This window comes from Xanthomonas sp. NCPPB 2866 (assembly GCF_041475745.2).
GTDB lineage: Bacteria > Pseudomonadota > Gammaproteobacteria > Xanthomonadales > Xanthomonadaceae > Xanthomonas > Xanthomonas arboricola.
This window is the reverse complement of the sequence record NZ_CM192975.1, coordinates 4,682,826-4,706,356: the sequence shown is the minus strand read 5'-3', so window position 1 is coordinate 4,706,356 and position 23,531 is coordinate 4,682,826. Positions and strand designations below refer to the sequence as shown.

Here is a 23,531-nt window from a genome sequence, read left to right as displayed (position 1 = left end):
AGTCACTGCATCGCTAAGCTGGTTGCATCATCACCGCGTTACCGCGTTACCGCGTTACCGCGTTACCGCGTTACCGCGTTACCGCTGCGACTGCGGTACGCGGCGCAGCTTTGACACGTCATAGCCCATGGCGGCGATGCGTTGGACGGCCTGCTGATAGTCGGCCTCAGACACCTGCGGGGTGCGCGCCATGTACCAGACGTAATCGCGCTTGCTGCGCGCCACGATGGTCTGCGCATACTCCGCATCCCGCCAGGCGATTACGTACTCGGCCTTGAACGGCCAGAAGAATTGCATGCTCCACAACGCACCATTGCCTTCCTTCGCCACCTGGCCGATCGGATGCATGGACTTGAGCGGTGCCTGGAAGCTGCCCTTGCGATAGGTGAAGGTGGTCTGGATGCGGCCGTCCGGCCGCAGCGCATAGCGCTCCACGGCATCGTAGGCCTTGCGCTCGGGCCGGGTGGGAATGTGCGCGATGACGTACCAGTCGCCCATGAAGCGTGGCACGTCGACGCTGTCTGCGCGGGGCAGGGCGGCACGCGACTCGCTCCCACTGGCACTCCCGTAGACCGCTAGCGTCAGCAACAACAGCATTGAACCACCTCGCATGGCAACCTCCACCAGAAAAAACCCGTAGATAGGCCTACAGCGTTACTGTGCGTCCGGATGCAAGCCCATGCGATGCAGTTCCGGACTGAGTGCACGCTGGCGTGGTGTGCCAGCGGCACGACCGTAACGCTCGACATGTCATGGCGGTGTTGAAGCGCCAGGCAGACGCCTTGCGCATGCCAGGAAACGCGCGATCACGGAGTGGTGAGCGCCGGGTCGACGATCAGCCACAACGAGGATAAAGACGCGCTTTGAAAGCGCAGCGGTGGCAGGACGTGTCGTTCAGCGCCGGCGGTCGAGCCATGACGCGCTGATAGTCCCGGCAGGCGGTAGCCCGACGGCATTCACCAGGGCGATACCGCGTCTTCCCCATATGGATGAATCGTCGCGATCCTTCCATCCGCGTCGTGCTCCAGCGGTGCCATCTTGATGCTGCGCAGATGCGTCTGCCCGCCCGACAAGACAGCATCGTGATAGAACAGATACCACTGTCCATCGAACAGGCAGATGGAGTGATGCGTGGTCCAGCCGACCACCGGTGCGAGCAGCACGCCCTGGTAGGCGAATGGCCCGTACGGGGTATCGCTGGTGGCGTAGCAGATGCGGTGGGTGTCGCCGGTGGAGTAGGACAAGTAATAGCGGCCGGCATGGTGGTGGACCCAGGGGCCTTCGAAGAAGCGGCGGGCATGGTCGCCGGCACGTAATGGTGTGCCGTGTTCGTCGAGGATGATGATCTCGCGGGTGGGTTCGGCCAGTTGCGTCATGTCCTCGCGCAGGCGGGCGACGCGCGGGCCGAGTGCGGGCGCGTCGTCGCCCGGTTCCTGATGGTCCGGCGCATAGACGTTGTCGCGGTACTGCTGCAGCTGGCCGCCCCAGATCCCGCCGAAGTACAGGTAATGCGCGCCGTTGTGGTCGGCAAATACCGCCGGGTCGATCGAGTAGGTGCCGGCGATGGGCTCAGGTTCTGCGACGAATGGGCCTTGCGGGTGATCGCCGACCGCCACGCCGATCTGGAAGATGCCGTCGGCCCGCTTGGCGGGAAAATACAGATAGGTCTTGCCGTCGCGCTGCGCGGCATCCGGTGCCCACATCTGGCGCTGTGCCCACGGCACGTCGCGCACGTGCAGCACTTGCCCGAGGTCTTCCACCGGTGCACCGGGATGGGCCATGCGGAAGACGTGGTAGTCGGCCATGTCGAAGTGCGAGCCATCGTCGCTGAAGGCAACGCCAGCATCGATGTCGTGCGAGGGGTAGATGTACAAGGCGCCGTCGAACACGTGTGCGGAAGGGTCGGCGGTATAGATGTGGGTGACCAGCGGTGCGGAAATGGCGGTGCGCGCCAGCGCCTGCAGTGCAGCGGTGTGCAGTTCATCGGACATGCGCGTACCTGTGCATGAGGTGGGAGGGAGAGGGTGTCAACTGGTGGCGAGCGCGGCGCTGCGTCGGCGCAGGCCCAGCTCGTGTTCGATGCGGGTTTCCAGCGGCTTGTCGATCTCGTACAGCGCCAGCAACGCGGTGCCGAGCAGGAACGGGATGGACGCATACACGCTGATGGCCAGGCGAATGCCGTTTGTCACCGCATCGCTTTGCAGCGGCAGGGCGGCATCGTAGCCATAGAACGCCAGGATGCCGGCGACCAGCGCGCCGCCGACGCTCAGGCCGATCTTCAGGCCGCACAGCATCGCTGAGAAGATGATCGCGGTGGCGCGGCGGTGGTTCTTCCATTCCGAGTAGTCGGCCACGTCGGCGATCATCGCCCACAGCAGCGGGATGGTGATGCCGTAGAAGAAGCCGTGCAGCACGTAGGAGGCGAACACCCAGGCGATCGCAGTCGGTGGATACACGTAGAACGCCAGCAGGAACAGCGTGGAGATCAGCAGCGCGCCGCCGAACACGTTGCGCTTGCCGTAGCGATCGGCCAGCCGCTTGGAAAAGCCGATGCCCACGATCATCGCCAGGATGCCACCGGCGCTGAACACGCTGAAGGCCGAGGTGGGTGCGTCCTGCGGCCATTGCAGCGCGCTCAGGCCGGCGCCGGTAAGCATGCTGTTGATTGCAGCGATGAAGCGGTTGAAGCCGGCGTTGTCGAGGAACAGCGTCAATGCGTTCGCGTCGAGGGTGTACTTGAAGTAGTAGATGTACATCCCGCCCTTCATGGCGAGATTGATGAAGACCAGGATGGTCAGCGACAGCATTACCAGCCAGGGTTTGTTGCGGACCAGATCGGTGAGGTCCTGGCGCACGCTGCTGCGTTGTTCGCTGATCGGCAGCACGCGCTCGCGGGTGGTGAAGAAGGTGATCAGAAAGCACAGCGTGCCGACGGCGGCGAACAGCGCCATGGTGTTGCGAAAGCCCTGCGCCTTGTCGCCATTGCCCAGGATCAAGACCAGCGGCAGCAACAACACCTGGATGATGAACTGTGCAAACGTCACCGCCAGGAAGCGGTACGCCGACAAACTATTGCGCTGCTCCATGCTGCCGGTGAGCACGCCGCTCAATGCCGAGTACGGCAGGTTGTTGGCCACGTACACCAGCATCAGCAGCGTGTAGGTGGCGAAGGCGTAGGCGATCTTGCCCTGCTCGCCGAGTGCGGGTGTGTTGAACGCGGCCAGCGACAAGGCACCGAACGGCAATGCCGTCCACAGGATCCACGGGCGGAACTTGCCCCAGCGCGTGCGGGTGCGGTCGGCCAGGATGCCGATGATGGGCGTGAACACGAACGCGCCGAGCATGCCCACCACGAAGATCAGGGTGGCGGCCACACTCGCCGGGATGCGGAACACATCGGTATAGAAGAACGCCAGGAAGGTGACCAGCGTCTGGAAGATCAGGTTGGCCGCCAGGTCGCCCAGGCTGTAGCCGATCTTTTCGCGCAAGGAGAGCTGTTGTGAGCGATCGTTCATGAGGTGGGGCGGGGCTCAGGGAGTGCTGCGGAAAACGCCGCGGCGCGCGCCAGGCTGCCGGTCGCGATGGGAGGTGATCGCGACCGGCAAACACAGCACTCAAAAGGTACCGCGGATGCCGAGCATGACCGTGCGCCCGGGCTCGTACAGATCGTAGGTGGCGTTGGGCCAGGCGTAGGTGGTGCGCAGCGGCTCGTCGGTGAGGTTGGTGACGTTGAGGGTGATCTGCGGCTTGGACGGCAGCGATTCCAGCGTGTAGCTGGCAGACAGATCCAGCTGCCCGCGCGCATCGGCGTTGAGGCGCGCGTAGGGAATGCCGTTCTGGTTGGCGCCGGAGATCACCATGTCGTCGTTCCAGGTGTAGGACAGGCGCACCGAGGCGGCGTCCTTTTCCCAGTACACGGTGCCGTTCCACAGGTTGGGCGCCACGCCGACCGCCACTGCCGGAATGCCTTCGCCTTCGGAGGATTGGGTGACATGGGTGTAGTTCACGCTGAAGCCCAGGCCGTCGACCAGCCGGTCCAGCGGCTGCACCCAGATCGCCTCGGTGCCGCGGATGTTGAGCACGCCGTCGGCGTTGACCTGGGTCTGGACATCCACGGTGGCCGCATTCGGGCCGCCGCGCTGGTCCAGGCCGGCCTGCTGAATCGGCAGCAGGCTGTCGTAGGGCACGCCCAGGTCGTTGAAGGGAATGCGCCGCACGCCGTTGACGGTGAAGCCGCTGATGCGCTTGTTGAACAACGTCAGGCCCACATAGCCTTCGCCGCCGGTGTACCACTCGCCACCGAAATCCACGTTGGTGGACAGGTACGGCGCCAGGTTCGGATTGCCCTGGGTTGCGGTCTGCGCGGAGGGGTCGCTGAAGTTGGTGTTGGGCAGCATCGCGCTGGGGTCGGGGCGGGTGAGCGTGCGCGAGCTGGACAGGCGCAGCACCACGTTGTCGGCCACGTCCCAGGCGGCGTTGAACGAGGGCAGGGTCTCCTTGTAGTCCGAATCCAGCACCTGGACGCGGCGGATGCCGTTGATGGTGACCGGGCCGGTGATGGTCTGGTCGGTGGTCACGTAGCGCACGCCGGCATTGAAGCGCAGCGTGCGGTTCCACACTTCGGTTCCCGCGTTGGTTTCGATGTAGAAGCCCAGGTTCTTTTCGCGGATGCCGCCGGCCGAGGCGCCGGTATTGGCGGAGTTGGTCTCCGGCGCGGAATCGCGCAGCGCGTAGTAATTGGTGTCGCCCAGGAAGCGGTTGAAATCGGCGGTGATGAAGCCATCCGGGCCGGGGCGCAGATAGCCGGCCAGCGCCGCATTCGGGATTGCCGAGCCGGGGCCGCCATTGCAGACATTGCCGCCGCCACCGCGGCAGACCACCTGCTCCCAGGCGATGCTGTTGTCGAAGCCGCGGATGGTGCGCTCGGCCTGGTCGTAGGCGGCGCCGATCTTGATGTTGCGCTTGTCTTCGCCGAACTGCAGGTCGGCGCGTGCGCCCCGGGTTTCGGTCACGCGTTTTTCGTTCTGGATATTGACCCGGCCACCGTTCCAGCCCCAGCCCAGATTGGGGTCGTTGAGATCGAGCGGGCTGCTGATCGAGGGGCGGTCGCCGCCTTCGTTGCGGTAATCGACGGTGGTGAACGGCGAGGTGACCAGGATGCTGGGCGACTCGCGCTCCAGCCAGCTGCGCGTGGCGTTGGCCTGCACGTTGAGCTTGATGTCCTGGTTCTCGCCGAACAACAGCTCGGCACCCGGATTGACGCTCCAGAACTTGACCTCTTCCCGGTACGGGCGCGCTTCCAGGAAGTACTGCGCATTGGCAAACGTGGCGCTGGTGACCACGTTGTTCTGGTCCAGCTGCATGCCCAGCGGGATCATGTTGCCGTTGCGGCCGATCAGATTCATACTGATCCGCTCGGTGGTGCGCTTGGCTTCCGAATACAGCGTGTCCAGGTAGAAATGCATGCTGTCGGACGGGCGCCATTCCAGTGACATCACCGAGGCATCGCGGTCGCGATCGCCATTCATGTAGACGCTGCGGCCCAACCGCGGAATCAGCGCGTCGCTGATCTGGTCGATGCTCAGGCCCGGGTTGCGCGCCAGCAGCCAGGCCGCATCGATGGTCTCGCCGGTGGTCAGGCCGCTGCCGGCGGTGGCCGGCACGCGGTCGGGGATGCGCCAGTTGCCGCCGCCGTTGACGTTGCACGCGGCCGGTTGATTGGTGGCCGGGGTGCCGGCAGGCGGGGTGAGGCCGCACTGGGTGTAGGTGAGGCCGGGGTTGGTCCAGCCCACGCTTTCGAAGCCGCGCACGCCCAGCTTGCCGCGGACCGAGGCCACGCCCAGCAACGCGCCGAAGGTGCCTTGCTCGTTGGTCCAGCTGCCCATGAAGGCGCCGCGCGGGGTGGTCTTTTCGCTGGTGCTGTTCCAGTCCGCCTGGGCCTGATAGGTGAAGTGCACGCCGGGGCGATCGAACGGACGCGCGCTGCGCATGTCCACCACGCCGGAGACGCCGCCTTCGAGCATGCTGGCGGTGGGCGTCTTGCTGACGGTGAGCTGGGTGAAGAACTCGGTGGGAAACAGGTTCAGATCGACTTCGCGGTTCTGGTTCTGCGCGTTCAGGCCGATCGAGGCGGTGGCGATGCTGGCGCCGTTGAGCGTGGTCTTGGTGAAGCTGGTGCCCAGGCCGCGGATGGCGATGTTGAGGCCCTCGCCATTGACGTCGCGCGAGAGCTGCACGCCGGGGATGCGGTTGAGCGACTCGGCGATGTTCATGTCCGGGAACTTGCCGATGTCCTCGGCAAACACGGTGTCGGCAAAGCCCACCGAGTCGCGCTTTGCATCGGTGGAAAACTGGATGCTGCGCCGGTAGCCGGAGACGGTGACGGTGTCGAGCTGGGTCACCGCATCGCCGCTGGCAGCGGCGGCCGTGGGCGGTTGTGCGGTGGCGGCAGCGCTGTCGGCGTCGCTGGACTGCGCCCAGGCGGTGGTACTGGTCATGCCCAGCAGGATGGACCCCAACGCGCAGGACAACGCGGTTTGTGCGTAGCTCTTCTTCACCGTAATCCCTTCCCTAACAGGTGAGCAGATGTCCCACGCATCGCCCCTGCGCAGGGAGTGCCGCTGCCGGTAGCGGCGCGGCGATGGTGCGATGGGGGAGACGGGCGATCAGCGGTGGCCGATGTTAGCGCTACCAAATTCAGAACATCACGCTGCAGGGCAGCATAGGCGACGGAAGGCATCGTGGCGGCTGCGACAGTGGCGCTGATCGGATTGGTGCCGGCTGCATATGGCGCACTGGCGTGTTGCACTGCGCGATGGTTTTTGCCCGGCAGCGTGGTAATGGTAGCGCTATCACCCGTGGCGCAAGGCCACCTTCGTGCAGGTGCAGTGCTCGATGAATCGAACCGAAGAACGCGGCAACCAGAGGCCGGGCCACACGCGACATGTGGCAGCGCATTGCAGTGGCCGTTGCGCGACTGCCTATCGCAGGCTGGGTCCAGCAGCGCTATGGCGCCCGCGCGCATGAGCGAGTTGCCGCAAGCGGCTGCACCTGCCGGCACGCTGGCGCGCCTGGGCCGCATGCGTTGGCGCGTCTGCGCACTGCTGCTTGCCGCCACCACCATCAACTATGTCGACCGCCAGGTGCTCGGCGTGCTGGCGCCGTTTCTGCAGACGCAGATCGGCTGGAACGAGATCCAGTATGGCTATATCGTCACCGCGTTCCAGGCCGCCTACGCGCTGGGCCTGTTGTGCAGCGGTGCGGTGATCGACCGCTTCGGCACGCGCGTAGGTTACGCGCTGGCGATCGGCATCTGGAGCCTGGCGGCGATGGGGCATGCGCTGGCCACCAGCGTGGTGGGCTTTGCGATTGCGCGCTTCTTCCTGGGGCTGGGCGAGTCCGGCAACTTCCCCGCTGCGCTGAAGACGGTGGCCGAGTGGTTCCCGCGTCGCGAGCGCGCACTGGCCACCGGCATCTTCAATTCCGGCTCCAACATCGGTGCGATCGTCGCGCCGTTGCTGGTGCCGCTGATCGCCACCGCCTGGGGCTGGCAGGCGGCATTCCTGTTCACCGGCGTGCTCAGCGCCACCTGGCTGCTGGTGTGGTGGCTCAGCTATCACCCGCCCGAGCAGCAACCCGGCCTGTCGGCGGCAGAGCTGGCGCATATCCGCAGCGATGCGCACGAGCCAGTGCAACGGCGGCTGTCGTGGTTGCAGGTGCTGCGGCACCGGCAGGCCTGGGCGTTCGTGCTGGGCAAGTTCATCACCGACCCGATCTGGTGGTTCTTCCTGTTCTGGCTGCCCAAGTTCCTGCATGCCGAATACGGATTGAGTCTGTTGCAACTGGGCGCGCCGTTGATCGTGATCTTCGTGCTGGCCGACATCGGCAGCATTGCCGGCGGCTGGGTCGCCGGGCGCTTCATCGCGCGCGGCTGGAGCGTCAACCGTGCGCGCAAGAGCGCAATGCTGATCTGCGCGATCTCGGTGGTGCCGATCGTGTTCGCTGCACGCGCCGATAACCTGTGGCTGGCCGTGGGCCTGATCGGCCTGGCCACCGCTGCGCACCAGGGGTGGTCGGCCAATCTGTTCACGCTGCCATCGGACATGTTTCCACGCCACGCGGTCGCCACCGTGGTCGGCATCGGCGGCTTTGCCGGCGCGGTCGGTGGCATGCTGATCGCCACCTTCATCGGGTTCCTGCTGCAGGCCACCGGCAGTTATGTGCCGGTGTTCCTGATGGCAGGCTCGGCGTATCTGCTGGCGCTAGCGGTGGTACACATGCTGGTGCCACGCTTGGCGCCGGCGCAGCTGCCGGCAGATGCCGCACCGACAGCCAACGCATCTTCCTGAGGGGATCATCATGCAATTACGCACACTGGCAATCGGGTTGTTGTTGGCGGTGAACGTCGCAACGCTTGCGCAGGCCGCACCGCTGGCTTCCGGCGCGCCCAAGTTCCTGGGCAGCGCCTACAGTCCGCAACAGGCGCCGGGATTTGCGCAGTACTGGAACAAGCTCACGCCGGAAAACAGCGGCAAGTGGGGCAGCGTGGAGGCGGTGCGCGACCAGATGGACTGGAGCGGGCTGGATACTGCTTACCGGCTGGCCAAGGCCAACGGCATGCCGTTCCAGATGCATGTGATGGTGTGGGGCAATCAGCAGCCGGAGTGGATCAAGTCGTTGCGGCCGGCCGAGCAGCGCCGCGAGATCGAGCAGTGGTTTGCTGCGGTGGCGCAGCGCTATCCGGAGATCGACCTGCTGGAAGTGGTCAACGAGCCGCTCAACGACCCGCCGAGTAAAAACGACACCGGTGGCGGCAACTATCTGCAGGCGCTCGGCGGCAACGGCGCCAGCGGCTGGGAATGGGTGTTGCAGTCGTTCCGGCTGGCACGCCAGCACTTTCCGCGTGCGCGGCTGATGATCAACGACTACAGCATCACCAACAGTCCCCAGGCCACGCAGAAGTACCTGCAGATCGTGCAGTTGCTGCAGCGCGAGCAACTGGTCGATGCGATCGGCGTGCAGGAGCATGCCTTCGAAACCACCCCAAATGTGGCGATGTCGGTGCATCGCGACAATCTCGATGCACTGGCCGCGACCGGCTTGCCGATCTACATCACCGAGTTCGACCTGGACGGGCCCACCGATGCGCAGCAATTGGCCGCCTACCAACGTGTATTCCCGGTGTTCTGGGAGCATCCGGGCGTACGCGGCATCACGCTGTGGGGCTTTCGCCCCGGGCTGTGGCGCGACAAGGAAGCGGCCTATTTGATTCGCGCCGATGGCACCGAGCGGCCGGCGCTGACCTGGCTGCGCGATTACGTTGCCAGCCACGGTGCGGCGCGGTGATCCCGGTGCCCTGCCTTTTTCCTGCCCGTTCGGCGACCGACTGATGCCTACCTCCATTCCACTGACCCTGCACGCCGACCGCCTGTTGCCCGCCGACCCCGGCACGCGTGCGATCGCGCGCCGCCTGTACGCGCAGATCGCCGCACTGCCGATCATCAGCCCGCACGGCCATACCGATCCGGCGTGGTTCGCTACCGACGCGCCATTCGCCAATGCCACCGCGTTGTTGCTGGTGCCGGACCACTATGTGTTCCGCATGCTCTACAGCCAGGGCATCGCACTGGATGCCTTGGGCATTCCGCGTGCGGATGGGTCGCGCGCGGCGGTGGACCCGCGCGCAGCGTGGCGCGTGTTCGCCGCGCACTACACGTTGCTGCGCGGCACGCCCTCTGCGTTGTGGCTCAATCATGTCTTCCATGAGGTGTTCGATCTGCGCATCCGGCTGGATGCCGGCACTGCCGATCATTACTACGACCACATCACCGCGGCGCTGCAGACGCCGGCATTCCGCCCGCGTGCCCTGTTCGAGCGCTTCAACATCGAGGTGATTGCCACCACCGAGTCGCCGCTGGACACGCTGCAGCACCACGCGGCCATTCGCGCCAGCGGCTGGAAGGGGCGCGTGCTCACCGCGTACCGCCCGGACCCCGTGGTCGACCCCGAACACGAGCAGTTTGCCGGTGCGCTGCAGCAGTTCGGCGCGCTCACCGGCGAGGATGTGCTGAGCTGGCAAGGCTATCTGCGCGCGCACCGGCAGCGCCGCGCGTTCTTTGCCGCGCATGGCGCCACCTCGACCGACCATGGCCACCCCAGCGCGGCCACCGCCGATCTGTCGCCGGCCGAGGCGCAACGTCTGTTCGACACCGTGGTGCGTGGTGCCGCCACACCGGCGCAGGCCGAGCTGTTCCGCGCGCAGGTGCTGACCGAGATGGCGGCGATGAGCCTGGACGATGGCCTGGTGATGCAGCTGCACCCGGGCTGCTTCCGCAATCACAACCGGCAGTTGTTCCAGACCTTCGGGCGCGACAAGGGCGCCGATATTCCGATGCGCACCGACTACGTGCACGCGCTCAAACCCTTGCTGGACCGGTTCGGCAACGACCCGCGCCTGCGCCTGATCGTGTTTACATTGGACGAAACCAGCTACAGCCGCGAGCTGGCGCCACTGGCCGGCCATTACCCGTCGTTGTTGCTGGGGCCGGCCTGGTGGTTCCATGACGCGCCGGAAGGCATGTGGCGCTTCCGCGAGCAGACCCTGGCCAGCGCCGGCTTCTACAACACCGTGGGCTTCAACGACGATACCCGCGCGTTCCTGTCGATTCCGGCGCGGCACGATGTGGCGCGGCGCGTGGATAGTGCCTTTCTCGCCAAACTGGTCGCCGAGCACAGGCTGGACGAGGACGAGGCGGTCGAGGTTGCGATCGATCTGGCGTATCGCCTGCCCAAGCAAGCCTACAAGCTGTGAGGCTGAGCGAGGCAGCACGTGGCGATGCCTGCACGCGTGCAGGCGGTGCGGATCGGCCATGCATGCATGCATGGTCGATGCGAGGCGCGATATGACGCACACGGGCATGCAGGCGAGGGTGATGCGCGCGCTCAGGGATTGCGCACGCCTTGCGCGCGTCGCGATGCTTTGCATCTGCGTGGTAGTGCCCGCGCTGGCAGCACCACCGGCATCGACCCAGTTGCCGCGCGAGCGTGTCTCGCTCAACGCGCAATGGCGCTTCCATCGCGGCGATCCTCCAGGCAATCGGCAGATCCTGGACTACGACATCCGCCCGCACGTGCTACGTAGCGAAGACGGTAAGGTGGCCGACGCGCAGCCCGAGCAGGCGCAGCGCCTCGATGCCACCGCAACCCGCGTGCTCAAGCCATGGATCCTGCCCACGGCCAATGCCTTGATTGCAGATCCCGCGAAGCGGCACAAACGCCCGCCCGGCCACCCCGGCAGCAGTGTCGCTTTCGTGCAGCCGCAGTTCGACGACAGCGGCTGGGAGCGCGTGGATCTGCCGCACGACTGGGCCATCGCCGGGCCGTTCCTGGCCGATGGTCCCTACGGTGGCATGGGGCGCCTGCCGAGCTGGGGCGTGGGTTGGTATCGCAAGCGCCTGGACATCCCCGCCAGCGATCGCGGCCGCGCGCTGTTTCTGGATCTCGATGGCGCCATGGCCTATGCCACGGTCTGGCTCAACGGCAAGTTGGTCGGCGGCTGGCCGTATGGCTACAGCTCCTGGCGCGTGGACCTGAGCCCCTATGTGGTGTTTGGTGCGCGCAACCAGCTGGCGATTCGTCTGGATAACCCGCCGGAGTCGGCGCGCTGGTATCCGGGCGGCGGGCTGTATCGCAATGTGTGGCTAACCAAAGCTGCGCCGCTGCATGTGGCGCACTGGGGCACGCAGCTGACCACGCCGCAGGTCTCGGCCGACACCGCGCAGGTGCAGCTGGCGATCACGCTGGACAACGCCGCGCGCAGCGCGGTGCAGGCGCAGGTCAGCACCGCGATCTATGTGCTCGACGATGCACGCGGCACACGCAGCGGCGAGCCGGTCGCGCGTATTGCCGCCGTGCAGGTTGCGGTTGCCGCCGGTGGCAGCGCCCGTGTGCAGGGCAGTACGCAGATCGACCACCCGCGTCTGTGGGGCCCGCCGCCGACCCAGCGCCCGCACCGCTATGTCGCAGTGACCGAGGTCAGTCATGACGGGCACGTGGTGGATCGCTACGAAACACCGTTCGGCATCCGCAGTATCGTGTTCGATGCCGACAAGGGCTTGCTGGTCAATGGCGAACATGTGCCGATTCGCGGCGTGAACAATCATCACGACCTCGGTGCGCTGGGTGCGGCATTCAACCTGCGCGCCGCCGAGCGGCAACTGCAGTTGCTGCAGCAGATGGGCGCCAATGCCATCCGCATGAGTCACAATCCGCCCGCACCGGAGCTGCTGGAGCTGACCGATCGCATGGGCCTGCTGGTGGTGGACGAGGTGTTCGACAGCTGGGAGATGAAGAAGACTCCGCTGGATTTCCACCTGGTGTTCCCGCAGTGGCACGAGCCGGACCTGCGCGCGATGCTGCGGCGCGACCGCAATCATCCCTCGGTGATCTTGTGGAGCGTCGGTAACGAAGTCGGTGAGCAGTACACCGGCGAGCAGGGCGCGGCGATCGCACGCACACTGCACGCCATCGTGCATGAGGAAGACCCCACGCGCCCTGCCACGGTGGCGATGAACTACGCCTCGCCCGAGATGCCGTTGCCCGCTGCGCTGGATGTCATCAGCCTTAACTACCAGGGCGAAGGCATCCGCGACGCACCGGAATTCGCAGGCACCGAGCGCATCCGCAAACAACCGCAATATCCCGCGTTCCATGGCAGGTTCCCGCACAAGCCCATTCTCAGCAGCGAGACCGCCTCGGCGTTGAGCAGCCGCGGTGTGTATCTGTTTCCGGTGACGCCAGACATTAGCGCGCCGGTGCGCGATGGGCGCGGCGGGGATTCGGTCGCGCACCAGGTCAGCGCCTACGAGCTGCATGCGGTGGACTTCGGCTCCAGCGCCGACAAGGTGTTCGCGGCACAGGACCAGCATCGGTATGTCGCCGGCGAATTCGTCTGGACCGGCTTCGATTATCTGGGTGAGCCCACGCCGTACTACAGCTCGCGCAGTTCGTACTCCGGCATCTTCGATCTGGCCGGTTTTCCCAAGGATCGCTACTGGCTCTATCAATCGCGTTGGCGCTCCGATGTGCCGATGGCGCATCTGATGCCGCACTGGACCTGGCCCGGCCGCGAGGGTCAGGTCACGCCGGTGCATGTGTTCACCTCCGGCGACGAGGCCGAGCTGTTCGTCAATGGCGTCTCGCAGGGGCGCAAGCGCAAGGGCCCGCTGCAGTACCGGCTGCGCTGGGACGCGGTGGTCTACCAACCCGGCGAGCTGCGCGTGCAGGCGTACAAGGAAGGCAAACCCTGGGCCGACGACCGCGTGCAAACCGCCGGCGGCGCCGCGCGCATGCAGGTGACGCCCGACCGCGGCAGCATCCGTGGCGACGGGCAGGATCTGAGTTTCGTCACCGTGCGCCTGCTCGATCGCGATGGACGCCCTGCGCCGACCGCCGGCGACCGCCTGCGTTTCCGCATCGAAGGCCCGGGCGAGCTGGTCGCCACCGACAACGGCGATCCCACCAACCTGGAATCCTTCGCCGCGCCGCAGCGCAATGCGTTCAACGGGCTGTGCCTGGCGATCGTGCGTGCCAAGCCCGGCGCGCGTGGCACCATCACGCTGCATGTGGACTCCGACAGTTTGCAGGCCGCCAGTGCGCAGGTGGTGGTGGAGTGATGGAGTTCCCGATGACGCACTACCTGCGGTACCTGCACAGGAATCCGGCGATGCAGCAGACCCACGAGCGCCCAGCAGCATGCTTGCGTTTTGTTCTGGCCCTGATCGGCGCTGTGATGGCAGTGCCGGCCTTGGCTGACTGCGACACCCGCAGCACCTCGCTCGAGCACGCCTACGCCGACGGCTTTCTGATCGGCACCGCCGTCAATGCCGACATCGTCTCCGGCAAGGACGCTGCCTCTGCCGCGCTGGTCGCCTGCCACTTCAATGCCATCACTGCCGAGAACGTGATGAAGGCCGAAGTGGTCGCCCCGCGCCCGGGCGTGTTCGACTTCGGCGCGGCCGACGCCTTCGTCGCCTATGGGCGCGATCACGCCATGTTCGTGGTCGGCCATACCCTGGTCTGGCACAACCAGACGCCGGAGTGGTTCTTCGTCGATGCACAAGGCAAGCCCAACAGCGCCGACGCGCAGCTGGAGCGCATGCGCGCGCACATCGAGCGCGTGGCGGGGCGCTACGTCGGCAAGGTGCAGGCCTGGGACGTGGTCAATGAGATCATCGATGAAGACGGACGTTACCGCGATACCAACTGGGTGCAGCGCGTCGGCGATGGCGACACCGTGGTGCGCAACGCCTTCACCTTTGCCCAACGGTATGCGCCGGATGCGGAGCTCTACTACAACGATTTCAACGCATGGCGGCCGAGCAAGCGCGATGGCATCGTGCGCATGGTCAGGATGCTGCAGCAATCGGGCATCCGCATCGATGGCGTCGGCATGCAGGGACACTGGGGGCTCAACTATCCCAGCCTGCGCGATATCGAAGACGCCATCGATGCCTACGCCGCGCTCGGCATCAAGGTCATGATCACCGAGCTGGACATCGACGTGTTGCCACTGACCAGGGAAGGCCAGGTCATCGGGACCGGGCTTGCGCACAAGCAGTTCCAGCTGCCGGAATTCAAGCGCTTTCTCGACCCGTATCGCGAGGGCTTGCCACCGCAGGTGCAGGCGCAGCTGCGCGATCGCTACGCCGAGTTGTTCGCGCTGTTCTGGCGCAAGCGCGACAAGCTCGCACGCGTCAGCGTGTGGGGCGTCAGCGATGGCATGTCCTGGAAGAACGATTACCCCGTGCCCGGCCGTACCAACTATCCGCTGCTGTTCGATCGAAACTACCAGCCCAAACCGGCACTGGATGCGGTGCTGGCGGTACCCGCGCACGCTGGCGAGCGCTAGCACGGCCGCCGGCGTGCGCAGCAGGCCTGCACGCGCATGGTGGCATCATGGCCCGACTTCGTTACTGGACTGACCGATGCGCTTGCCGCCCTATCTGCTGTTGGCCGTTCCGCTGCTGGCAATCCTCGCCGCCTGCACCAGGAAGGAGGTGCCGCCACCGCGCTTTGCCGCGATCGGGCATCTGCAGAGCTTCGATCGCAGCTTCAGCGACGTGGTCGCTGGCGATGCGCGCATCGAGAAGCTCAGCGAAGGCTTCACCTGGTCCGAGGGCCCGGCCTGGGTCCGCAACGGTGACTATCTGCTGTTCACCGATGTGCCGGAAAACAAGCTCTATCGCTGGTCCGAGGACGCAGGCCTGTCGGTCCTGCTGTCGCCATCCGGTTACAGCGGCCCGGAGCAGGCCACGCTGCGCGAAGCCGGCGCCAATGGGCTGTATGCCGAACCGGGCGGCACCGTGTTGCTGGCCGATTCGGGCACGCGCATCGTCGCCAGGCTCGACCCGGCCACGCGCAAGAAGACGCCGCTGGCGACGCAGTTCGAAGGCCACCGTTTCAACAGCCCCAACGATCTGGTCCGCCGCAGCGATGGCGTGGTGTTCTTCACCGACCCGCCTTACGGCCTGAAGGGCATGAACGATTCGCCGGTCAAGCAGCTGCGCTACAACGGCGTCTACCGGCTGGACACCGACGGCAGCGTGCATCTGCTGGACGACAGTCTCAGCCTTCCCAACGGCATCGCACTGTCGCCCGATGCGCGCACCCTGTACGTGGCCAACTCCGATCCGGAGCGCCCGATCTGGATGGCCTACACGCTCGACGCAGCCGGTGCAGCGACCGGAAAGCGCGTGTTCGCCGACGCCTCCGATCTGGTCGCCAAGGACGCGCCCGGCCTGCCCGACGGCATGGCGGTCTCCGCCGACGGCCACCTGTTTGCCACCGGCCCCGGCGGCGTCATCGTGTTCGCCCCCGATGGCCGCAGGCTGGGCCGTATCGAAACCGGCGAGCCCATCTCCAACTGCACCTTCGGCAATGACGGCCATACGCTGTACATGACCTCGCACGCGATGCTGGCGCGGGTGCGGGTCAAAGCGCTTGGCTTGGAATTCGCGCCGTAGCGCCCATTGGCCGGCCAAACCGCAGCACAGCAGTCGCCGCTCTGTAGGAGCGGCCCTGGCCGCGATGGAGCTGTACCGATCGCCGTGCATGACAAGTCGCATTCTCTCCGAGCCAGCAGCGCGATGCGACTCGAATGCAGCCACGTCGCTTACCGAATGGCTTCCGCCTCACCCAGCACCAGCACATCATCCAGCTCCGGCCCGCCGCCGCGGTTGCCGCTGCCCGCCACGATGTACAGAGCGTCGCCGACCGCTGCGGCCTGGGTGCCGTGGCGCCCTTGCGGCAACGCGGCCAGCGGCGTCCAGGTGGAGGTGGCCGGGTCGTAAGCTTCGACCTCGTCGTGCGCCTTCACCTGGCGCGTGCTCTCGCCGCCCATGACCAGCAGCTGGCCATTGCGTGCAATGGCGGCGGCACCGGCGCGCGGCGTCGGCAGTGCGGCCGGGGCAACGCTCCAGGTGCCGCGCTGGATGTCATAGACATCGACCTCGGAAATCGTCTGCGCCAAGGTGTTGCCGCTCTCGTGCGAGGACCTGCGGCCACCGGCGGCATACAGCTTGCCGTCGAGCACCACTGCATGGAAGTGATCGCGCGCACGCGGTGCGTCGGCCAGCTGCGTCCATTGCTGCGTCCTGGTGTCGAACGCATCCAGCCACGGCACGTACCCGCTCATATGGCCGCGCGCGTTGCCGCCGACCAGGTACAGCACGCCGTCGTGCGCCACCGCGCCTGCCGCGCCGCGGCGACGGCCCTCGGGAATCTCCGCGCCTGCCTGCCAGCGATCGGTGGCAGGGTCGTAGATCAACAGGTGGGTCAGCGCGGCTTCTTCCGGGTAGTCGCCGGTCAGGCCGCCGACGACGTAGATCTTCCCCGACGACACCACTGCCTGCGCATGGCTGACCGCCAGCGGCGGCGTGCTGCTGTGCCGAGGTGGCCACCGGCACCGCCTTGTCGGTGGCCTGACCAAGCGCGGGGAAAGTGCCGACCGCGGCAGCAAACAGGCTTGCGCGGAACCAGCTCGTCAACAGGCGCATGCAGCACTCTTCCGATGGCGTGAGCAGGCCAGTGTAGCGACACGTGCGCGATGATCCACTCGCACAAGCAAGCCGATCCAGGGCCAGGTCGCGCGTGCTTGCGCATTGCCGTGATGTCCCCGGCAGGCTGCCTAGGCAGTCCTGGCTGCCGGCTTCTTCACATGCAGCAGCACCGCGCATGCGAACACTACGGCAACGCGATACGACAGGAGAAAGGTGTGGCACGCAAACCGGCAAAGCAGGCGTCTTCGACAACACCACCCAAGACAGTTGCCGACGCGGCGGCACGCGGACTGCGGTTGCGCGAGCAGCATGGGCGTGGTGGCACCGCAATCGGCGTTGCGCGTGCGCGCGATCTTTCGGCACGGAAATCGCTTTCCACGCAGACCATCCGGCGCATGCATGCGTACTTCGCGCGCCACAGCGTGGACAAGACTGGCAGGGGCTGGGCCGACCGTAGCGCGCCATCGGCCGGCTACATTGCCTGGCTGCTCTGGGGCGGCGATGCCGGCCAGCGCTGGGCGGCGCGGCTATACCAGCGTCTGGAAGAGGCGGCGAGCGCGAAGACCCCGGCAGGAAAACGAGCAAGCGCGACCACGACGGCCGCCGCCCATGCCGGTGCCGCGGACAAGCGCACCCCGAAGAAGGCCGCGAGAAAGAAGGCGGTCGCAAAGAAAGCAACCGGAACGTCGCCAGCGAGGAAACCGTCGGCAACACGGGCCGCGACCAAGAAAACGAGCGCCGGTAACGCAGCGACGCGCAAGTCGGCGCCCTCGGCCGGTGCCCGCAAGGCGACCGGCAAGAAGGCAGTCAAGAAGGCAGTCAAGAAGGCAGTCAAGAAGGCAGTCAAGAAGGCAGTCAAGAAGACTGCGGCCAGGAAATCTCCTGCGAAGAAGGCAGCATCGACGAAGAAAGCGGTAAACAAGACGGTCGCCCGCCGAACTGCAGCCGGGAAGAGCGCTTCCACGCGCGGTGCAGCGAAGAAAGGCACAAGCAAGACGTCTGCGCCATGGAAAAGGCCCAACCCCAAGAGTCGCTCGCGCTCAGGTCCGCTGTCCCCGGCGCAGAAGGCACAGGCCAGACAACGCGCCAAGGCAGCAGGCCGCCCCTATCCCAATCTGGTGGACAACATGGCAGTGGCAGGTAAAGGCAGCGCTGCCAAGCGGGCGAGTGGATCGGGGGCTGCGAAAAAAGCTGGTAAACGTTAGCCGCAACCGGCTGTCAGAATGGCCGAACCCGCTCGGCTCACGCGCGACGGCACGGGAGAGGTGGGTTGCGCGTGAGCAGACTATTGTTCCGGGCGCTGCCGCTTGCTGTTTCGGCGGCATTGGTCCGAACAATACTTCACCTCGTCCCACACCTTTTCCCACTTCTTGCGCCAGCAGAAGGGTCGCCTGCATTGAACGCAGAGCTTTTCCGGCAAGTTCTGCTTCTTGTGGGCGGCCATGGCAAGGCGGACGTCGGACGCTGTGCGGCAGGGGTTCAAGCATGCCATAGCGATGCATTGGGCCGAAGCCTCCGCCGCTCCACGAGATGCGTCGGCGGGCTTGGCAGCGTGGTCGTGAAAGCGGCATGCGCAGTGTCTATAGTGACGCAGGTTGGCTTGTGCCGAGATGGAACGAGCCCCCCCAACGCGGGGACATGCACTCGCCTCATCATCAGACAAGGACGCCCATGAAGCTGTTTCCACTTCTGCTATCTGCCCTGCTGTACGGCATTTCGCTGTGCCTTCCTGCACTGCATGGCGGTAATGATCAACTGAGTGGATTTGTCATCCTGCTGCTTGGCTGGATGCAGGTGCTCGATGGCCAGTGCCTGGCCTGGATGAGTAACCCGCTGTTCCTGCTGGCATGGCTGTGTTATTTCCTCAAGGCGGACAAGATGGCGGCGGCCCTGTTGGTAGCGGCTTGCCTGATCGGGTTGGATACCTTTCGCGCAACCCGGTTCGACAAGAACGAGGCTGGCCAGCAAGTCATGATCGATCACGTGGGCGCCGCATTCTATGTGTGGGAGTTGAGCTTTGTGGTCCTGCTCGTGCTGGTGCTGACGCGCATCTTCAATACATCCGGCGGCAGCCAGGGCGTCCGGGTATCGTGACCGACAGGCAAGCGAAGGTGTCTGAATTGTGCAGATCTGCGTGACATCCAGAGAGCGCTCAGGACCATCGACATGTGGCCGGTCAACTTGAACCGCAGGGCGGTCATTGCCATCACCACGCTGGCGATTGCCTGCATCGCATCCAATCCGGAGGTTGCAGCGGCCATACCACTGCTGGAGATGGTGGGTATCGACGTGTTTGCATACTTGTTGGCAAGCCGGCTGGGCCCGGTTCTGCTGCAGGGCGTGGCGCCGGTGATCCGGGATGCATACATGCGCCGGGGCCACAGGCGGGTGCGGCCACTGGGCCATGCAGTCAACTGCCGCCTGGGTGGATACTTGCGGCAGGTGAGCTGGTACACCGGTCAGCTGGGGCTGGCCGCCGCGGTTGGTTGCACGCGGATCTGTGCGCTGCGTCGCCAGGCAACTGCCGTACCGGCTTGAACCCGAGTACCACGACAGAGGAGTCGATGCGTCGAACCTGCGCGGCTGGTGAGCGAGGAAAGCGACGCTAAGGTGCCGGAACACGATTCGCGCATGGGGAACCGGCAGCGAAATCGGCAAGGTTGCGCAGAGTGATGTCGGAGATCTCCTGCAATGCCTCTGCGGTGAAGAACCCCTGGTGCCCGGTCACCAGCACATTGGGGAAGGTCATCAGGCGCTGAAACGCTTCGTCGTCGATGATCTCGCCCGAGCGGTCCTGGAAGAACAACGCGCTTTCCTGTTCGTAGACATCGATGGCCAGATGGCCGAGCTGGCGAGACTTGAGCGCGCGGATCACCGCATAGGTATCCACCAAGCCACCGCGCGAGGTGTTGACCAGCATCGCACCCGGCTGCATCGACGCCAGCGCCGCATCATCGATCAGGTGCTGCGTCGCCGGTGTCAGCGGGCAGTGCAGCGAGACGACGTCCGAGCGGGCGAACAGTGTCTCCAGCTCCACCCGCTGCCCGAGCGCATCGAAGCCAGGCGTGGGATAAGGGTCGAAGCCCAGCACATCGCAGCCCATTCCCCGAAAGATACGCGCAGTCGCCAGCCCGATCTTGCCCAGCCCGATCAGGCCCACCGTCTTGCCGTGCAAGGTGCGGCCGAGCAGGCCGTTGAGCATGAAGTTGCCCTCGCGCACGCGGTTGTAGGCGCGGTGCGTCTGGCGGTTGAGCGTCATGACCAGCGCCAGGGTGTGCTCGGCCACTGCTTCGGGCGAGTAGGCCGGCACGCGTGCCACGAACAGCCCAAGCGCGGTGGCCGCAGCGAGATCCACATTGTTGAAACCGGCACAGCGCAGCAGCACCGCGCGCACACCGGCCGCGTGCAGTGCCCGCAGCACGGGCGCATCGAGCTGGTCGTTGACGAACACGCAGACCACCTCGCAGCCCTGCGCCAACGCTGCCGTCTGCAGATCGAGCGATGCCTCGAAATAAACGAACTCGGCTGCACATTGCATGCCGGGGCGTAATTTCGCTTCATCGAGAAAGCGCTTGTCGTAAGGGCGCGTGCTGAAGACAGCCATTTTCATGCAGAGAACTCCATCGGTGCGCGAATACGGTAGCTTGCGCGTGGCCATGTGGCGCTTGAACCTGTCCGAACGTGGGTGCGGCGTAGGTGAGGCCAAGCATGTCATGTCGAGCGATGCGGTGCAGATGCCATTGCAGGCAAGAAGCTCTCTGCCGCTGACAGCCCCTGCGCTACGCAGCCTTGCTTTGCTGCTCCGCACCGCAACAGGCACCTCTGCTCTCAGGGGCAAACAGCCGGCCTCCCTTCTGCAATCCAGACAAGAGCAGAATGCGTCCCTTCTCCCGTGCACGGGAGAAGGGACCGCAAAGCGCCGGGCAAGGGCGCCCACCCCAGGCGTGTCACCTGCGGCGCGATCTCACCGCCGGTACCGCAGGCGCCACGCGGCTGATCAACAGCACGCCGCGTCCCACCGTTACCCGCAACGCATCACCCACTGCGAAACCGCAGTGTTCCAGCCAGCGCCCGGACAGCCGCAGCTTGGGCACCGCGCAACCGATGACATCCTCGGCACGCCGCACGTCGTAGTGCTGATAGCTCATGGTGACCCGCTCGGGAATGCGGAAGCCGGGCTTGCGCAAGGGCGGGGTAGGCGCCAGCGCTGGATCCACCGCTGGCTTAGCGTCGGTCATGCTGGCGGCCGGGCGGTGCCTGGATCTGGCGCGTATCACAACAGATCGCCTGGAAGGCGATGCAGCGCGTGCACGGGTGGTTGCTTTGGAACGGGTCATATCGAACTCCTTGTGCGATAGGAAGTCCGCCGCATCGCTGCTAAACGAGGGTGGCGGACGATGCGCGGTTAGCAGACCGGTCACAAGGAACCGGCAGACCTTGCGGTCTCCGCGCACCGCCCGCCGTAAAGCGAGCACGCCTGCCCATGCGATAAGTCGGGCAAAAGAAAAGCGCCGACATCGTGCAATGGGCGCTGGTGCGCCTTGTGATTACGGGCTGCTAAACCCGGCTGCGGAATGTGCCGCAGCAGAGCGATCTTGCTACTCGCCAACACAGCGAGTCAAGACAGCACGGCACGGCTCCCAACCGATCCCTCGTATCTGGCGTATCGTTGTGCTCAAAGACGGCTTCGTTATCCCACTACGAGAAAGCGATGACTTCCACTGCCGAAACACCAGACCGTGCGATTCCACTGCTCCCCGGTCGCTCGATCGAACACACGGTCGCCTTCTATCGGCGGCTGGGCTTTGTCGGCGACGCGCACCCGCACGATGCGGGCTACGCGATCCTGACGCGTGGCGAGGTGGAGCTGCATTTCTTCGCACACCCGGATCTTGATCCTGCGGCCTGCTATGCGGGCTGCTATATCCGGGTTGGCGATGTCGATGCGGTCTACGCCGCCATGCGCGGCGCGCAGCTTCCGGCGCACGGCATCCCCAGGCTCGATGCTGTCAGCGACAAGCCGTGGGGGATGCGGGAATTCGCGCTTGTCGATGAGAGCGGAAATCTGATCAGGATTGGGCAGGTGATTGAACGCTGAGCCTTCCGTCCAACGGGAGCCTGATTATCTCGGGTAAGAAGGACTGGAGCCGGTTGAATGGATGCATCAACCAGGCTCCACTAACCTATGATCAAGCTTCCTGAGGCAGGTAGGATGCGACGGTGGCCTTGATCCTGTCCGCAAAGTTGTAGATGTCGTCGATCGAGCCGAGGTCGAGTTGCTCTTCTTCTTTATCCTGATTGAAGATGCCAAGTCGAAGTCTTTGAAGATTGTTGAAGCGAAGCCTGCAGATCGGTTTTCTGTTGTTGTCGTCGAGCAGCACGGCGCAATAGCTCTGGGCATCCCGCATGAAGACGCGCTTGCCAGGAATCACCTTGCGCACGATGGCCCGAACAATATGGAACCCTTCAATTTCTTCCGCAGTGGTGACAATCAGAGGGTCGGCTAGCAATGGCTGCGTCGTCGCGGCAGGTTGCTCCGTCATGACAGGCGCAGGGTGATCGCTGATTGAGATTGCTTCAGGTGCCATGGCGCCTTTAAGCCGTTCATTGATCCGCTCGCTAACCAGCTGATCGAATGCGCGCCGCGTGATCGATGTGAACTGATCGCGGATCGCCGGCGTAAAGCGCCGAGTTCCGACGAGGTCGGCTGAAACCAGTTTGACGAACTCTTCGGTCGGTTGGTGCATCCACTCCGTCAGTTTGGTTTGGATCGCGCGTGTGTACTTCAGCTCGTTGGCAGTCGTCAGGATCGTATCCAGATCGAACGCAGCCTTAGCGAATTTCTTTAATTCCTCGACGTCGCGGTCCTTGAAGTCCAGGATGTTGAACTCGAAGAACGGCTTCTCATCCATCTTGTTCGGTTGCTCAAGATCGGTGAAGAACCGGTAGACCAAGCCGTTTGTGAGAACCCCAAAGCGGGCAGCAGTAACGTGGAAGTAGCGAAAGAGTTGACCGGCATGGTTGATGTTAAGTTCAGCGCCCGCCTTCTTGCACTCGAAAAGGATGATCGGTTTGCCGTCGCGAAGTATTGCGTAGTCGACCTTCTCGCCTTTCTTGGTTCCTACATCTGCCACAATTTCTGGTGTGACTTCGAGCGGATCGAAGACGTTGTATCCAAGAATCTGGATCAACGGCATCACCATCGCATTCTTGGTGGCTTCTTCTGTTTGAATCAGTGCGCGCGTCGTACTGATGCGCGTTGCAAGCACGCGCAGTTGATCAATGAAATCCATCCCCATTGCTCCTTTCCCCGATTTGGCAATTTCTACCACAGCAAAGGCGACTGGTGATGCAGTTACACCGAATTTTGTCTGGATTATGGATCAGCTCGCTTTATCGAACTGAAGCAGCAATGCCATGTGTATAACAATTTTGGGAATAAGAAAAACTCTATTGCCTGAGCCTGATTGACTG

The 23,531-nt window shown here is 64.8% G+C and carries 18 protein-coding genes and 1 pseudogene; 10 read left to right on the top strand and 9 right to left on the bottom strand.

Annotated features, from left to right (window positions below):
• Positions 1-78: 78 nt before the first annotated feature.
• From ACCQ04_RS19950 to ACCQ04_RS19935, 4 genes are all read right to left on the bottom strand, one after another.
• Positions 79-612: a lipocalin family protein gene (locus ACCQ04_RS19950; RefSeq protein WP_226428033.1), complete on the bottom strand. Its 534-nt coding sequence runs from the start codon at positions 610-612 to the stop codon at positions 79-81.
• A 344-nt stretch (positions 613-956) separates the two neighbouring features.
• Complete coding sequence (locus ACCQ04_RS19945; RefSeq protein ID WP_226428034.1) at positions 957-1,991, bottom strand: glycoside hydrolase family 43 protein; 1,035 nt, start codon at positions 1,989-1,991, stop codon at positions 957-959.
• Positions 1,992-2,027: 36 nt separating this feature from the next.
• On the bottom strand, positions 2,028-3,515 hold the full coding sequence (locus tag ACCQ04_RS19940; RefSeq protein ID WP_184435117.1) for an MFS transporter: 1,488 nt from the start codon (positions 3,513-3,515) through the stop codon (positions 2,028-2,030).
• Between the two features lie 99 nt (positions 3,516-3,614).
• Positions 3,615-6,557 (bottom strand): TonB-dependent receptor, encoded by a 2,943-nt coding sequence (locus ACCQ04_RS19935; RefSeq protein WP_372358617.1) that lies wholly within the window; start codon positions 6,555-6,557, stop codon positions 3,615-3,617.
• A 282-nt stretch (positions 6,558-6,839) separates the two neighbouring features.
• Here ACCQ04_RS19935 and ACCQ04_RS19930 point away from each other — a divergent pair, with 282 nt between their 5' ends.
• The 6 genes from ACCQ04_RS19930 (at position 6,840) to ACCQ04_RS19905 (ending at position 16,022) form a co-directional block, all read left to right on the top strand.
• Complete coding sequence (locus ACCQ04_RS19930; RefSeq protein ID WP_372358616.1) at positions 6,840-8,348, top strand: MFS transporter; 1,509 nt, start codon at positions 6,840-6,842, stop codon at positions 8,346-8,348.
• A gap of 10 nt (positions 8,349-8,358) precedes the next feature.
• Complete coding sequence (locus tag ACCQ04_RS19925) at positions 8,359-9,345, top strand: endo-1,4-beta-xylanase (RefSeq protein ID WP_226428036.1); 987 nt, start codon at positions 8,359-8,361, stop codon at positions 9,343-9,345.
• Positions 9,346-9,388: 43 nt separating this feature from the next.
• Positions 9,389-10,810, top strand: coding sequence for a glucuronate isomerase (gene uxaC, locus ACCQ04_RS19920; RefSeq protein ID WP_226428037.1), 1,422 nt, complete (start codon positions 9,389-9,391; stop codon positions 10,808-10,810).
• 163 nt (positions 10,811-10,973) lie between these two features.
• Positions 10,974-13,673 carry a beta-galactosidase GalB gene (gene galB, locus ACCQ04_RS19915; protein ID WP_226428038.1) on the top strand — a complete coding sequence of 900 codons (2,700 nt, stop codon included), beginning with the start codon at positions 10,974-10,976 and terminating at the stop codon, positions 13,671-13,673.
• Positions 13,674-13,723: 50 nt separating this feature from the next.
• Positions 13,724-14,908: an endo-1,4-beta-xylanase gene (locus ACCQ04_RS19910; RefSeq protein ID WP_226428039.1), complete on the top strand. Its 1,185-nt coding sequence runs from the start codon at positions 13,724-13,726 to the stop codon at positions 14,906-14,908.
• A gap of 76 nt (positions 14,909-14,984) precedes the next feature.
• Positions 14,985-16,022 carry an SMP-30/gluconolactonase/LRE family protein gene (locus tag ACCQ04_RS19905; protein ID WP_226428040.1) on the top strand — a complete coding sequence of 346 codons (1,038 nt, stop codon included), beginning with the start codon at positions 14,985-14,987 and terminating at the stop codon, positions 16,020-16,022.
• Between the two features lie 149 nt (positions 16,023-16,171).
• On the opposite strand, the pseudogene ACCQ04_RS19900 reads toward ACCQ04_RS19905, so the two are convergent.
• Positions 16,172-16,972: pseudogene (locus tag ACCQ04_RS19900) on the bottom strand (Kelch repeat-containing protein); the annotation flags it as partial.
• A 243-nt stretch (positions 16,973-17,215) separates the two neighbouring features.
• Here ACCQ04_RS19900 and ACCQ04_RS19895 point away from each other — a divergent pair.
• Positions 17,216-18,262: a DNA-binding protein gene (locus ACCQ04_RS19895; protein WP_372358615.1), complete on the top strand. Its 1,047-nt coding sequence runs from the start codon at positions 17,216-17,218 to the stop codon at positions 18,260-18,262.
• An 80-nt stretch (positions 18,263-18,342) separates the two neighbouring features.
• Here ACCQ04_RS19895 and ACCQ04_RS19890 read toward each other — a convergent pair whose 3' ends face one another.
• Positions 18,343-18,501 (bottom strand): DUF2256 domain-containing protein, encoded by a 159-nt coding sequence (locus ACCQ04_RS19890; RefSeq protein ID WP_046346114.1) that lies wholly within the window; start codon positions 18,499-18,501, stop codon positions 18,343-18,345.
• Between the two features lie 227 nt (positions 18,502-18,728).
• Here ACCQ04_RS19890 and ACCQ04_RS19885 point away from each other — a divergent pair, with 227 nt between their 5' ends.
• Positions 18,729-19,151 carry a hypothetical protein gene (locus ACCQ04_RS19885; protein WP_372358614.1) on the top strand — a complete coding sequence of 141 codons (423 nt, stop codon included), beginning with the start codon at positions 18,729-18,731 and terminating at the stop codon, positions 19,149-19,151.
• A 72-nt stretch (positions 19,152-19,223) separates the two neighbouring features.
• Complete coding sequence (locus tag ACCQ04_RS19880; protein ID WP_104596793.1) at positions 19,224-19,595, top strand: hypothetical protein; 372 nt, start codon at positions 19,224-19,226, stop codon at positions 19,593-19,595.
• A 67-nt stretch (positions 19,596-19,662) separates the two neighbouring features.
• Here ACCQ04_RS19880 and ACCQ04_RS19875 read toward each other — a convergent pair whose 3' ends face one another.
• Positions 19,663-20,667, bottom strand: a complete 1,005-nt coding sequence (locus tag ACCQ04_RS19875; protein ID WP_372358613.1) for a 2-hydroxyacid dehydrogenase — start codon at positions 20,665-20,667, stop codon at positions 19,663-19,665.
• A 337-nt stretch (positions 20,668-21,004) separates the two neighbouring features.
• Positions 21,005-21,295 (bottom strand): SymE family type I addiction module toxin, encoded by a 291-nt coding sequence (locus ACCQ04_RS19870; protein WP_227024132.1) that lies wholly within the window; start codon positions 21,293-21,295, stop codon positions 21,005-21,007.
• Positions 21,296-21,768: 473 nt separating this feature from the next.
• Here ACCQ04_RS19870 and ACCQ04_RS19865 point away from each other — a divergent pair, with 473 nt between their 5' ends.
• Positions 21,769-22,155 carry a bleomycin resistance protein gene (locus tag ACCQ04_RS19865; protein ID WP_372358612.1) on the top strand — a complete coding sequence of 129 codons (387 nt, stop codon included), beginning with the start codon at positions 21,769-21,771 and terminating at the stop codon, positions 22,153-22,155.
• Positions 22,156-22,246: 91 nt separating this feature from the next.
• Here ACCQ04_RS19865 and ACCQ04_RS19860 read toward each other — a convergent pair whose 3' ends face one another.
• Positions 22,247-23,350: a type I restriction endonuclease gene (locus ACCQ04_RS19860; protein ID WP_372358611.1), complete on the bottom strand. Its 1,104-nt coding sequence runs from the start codon at positions 23,348-23,350 to the stop codon at positions 22,247-22,249.
• Between the last annotated feature and the right edge of the window lie 181 nt (positions 23,351-23,531).

What these genes read in the sequence shown, in the direction of transcription:
- ACCQ04_RS19950 (WP_226428033.1), bottom strand. Translation starts at nt 612, where the DNA reads ATGCGAGGTGGTTCAATGCTGTTGTTGCTGACGCTAGCGGTCTACGGG.
- ACCQ04_RS19945 (WP_226428034.1), bottom strand. Translation starts at nt 1,991, where the DNA reads ATGTCCGATGAACTGCACACCGCTGCACTGCAGGCGCTGGCGCGCACC.
- ACCQ04_RS19940 (WP_184435117.1), bottom strand. Translation starts at nt 3,515, where the DNA reads ATGAACGATCGCTCACAACAGCTCTCCTTGCGCGAAAAGATCGGCTAC.
- ACCQ04_RS19930 (WP_372358616.1), top strand. Translation starts at nt 6,840, where the DNA reads ATGGTAGCGCTATCACCCGTGGCGCAAGGCCACCTTCGTGCAGGTGCA.
- ACCQ04_RS19925 (WP_226428036.1), top strand. Translation starts at nt 8,359, where the DNA reads ATGCAATTACGCACACTGGCAATCGGGTTGTTGTTGGCGGTGAACGTC.
- uxaC (WP_226428037.1), top strand. Translation starts at nt 9,389, where the DNA reads ATGCCTACCTCCATTCCACTGACCCTGCACGCCGACCGCCTGTTGCCC.
- galB (WP_226428038.1), top strand. Translation starts at nt 10,974, where the DNA reads ATGCTTTGCATCTGCGTGGTAGTGCCCGCGCTGGCAGCACCACCGGCA.
- ACCQ04_RS19910 (WP_226428039.1), top strand. Translation starts at nt 13,724, where the DNA reads ATGCAGCAGACCCACGAGCGCCCAGCAGCATGCTTGCGTTTTGTTCTG.
- ACCQ04_RS19905 (WP_226428040.1), top strand. Translation starts at nt 14,985, where the DNA reads ATGCGCTTGCCGCCCTATCTGCTGTTGGCCGTTCCGCTGCTGGCAATC.
- ACCQ04_RS19895 (WP_372358615.1), top strand. Translation starts at nt 17,216, where the DNA reads ATGCAGCAGCACCGCGCATGCGAACACTACGGCAACGCGATACGACAG.
- ACCQ04_RS19890 (WP_046346114.1), bottom strand. Translation starts at nt 18,501, where the DNA reads ATGGCCGCCCACAAGAAGCAGAACTTGCCGGAAAAGCTCTGCGTTCAA.
- ACCQ04_RS19885 (WP_372358614.1), top strand. Translation starts at nt 18,729, where the DNA reads ATGAAGCTGTTTCCACTTCTGCTATCTGCCCTGCTGTACGGCATTTCG.
- ACCQ04_RS19880 (WP_104596793.1), top strand. Translation starts at nt 19,224, where the DNA reads ATGTGGCCGGTCAACTTGAACCGCAGGGCGGTCATTGCCATCACCACG.
- ACCQ04_RS19875 (WP_372358613.1), bottom strand. Translation starts at nt 20,667, where the DNA reads ATGAAAATGGCTGTCTTCAGCACGCGCCCTTACGACAAGCGCTTTCTC.
- ACCQ04_RS19870 (WP_227024132.1), bottom strand. Translation starts at nt 21,295, where the DNA reads ATGACCGACGCTAAGCCAGCGGTGGATCCAGCGCTGGCGCCTACCCCG.
- ACCQ04_RS19865 (WP_372358612.1), top strand. Translation starts at nt 21,769, where the DNA reads ATGACTTCCACTGCCGAAACACCAGACCGTGCGATTCCACTGCTCCCC.
- ACCQ04_RS19860 (WP_372358611.1), bottom strand. Translation starts at nt 23,350, where the DNA reads ATGGATTTCATTGATCAACTGCGCGTGCTTGCAACGCGCATCAGTACG.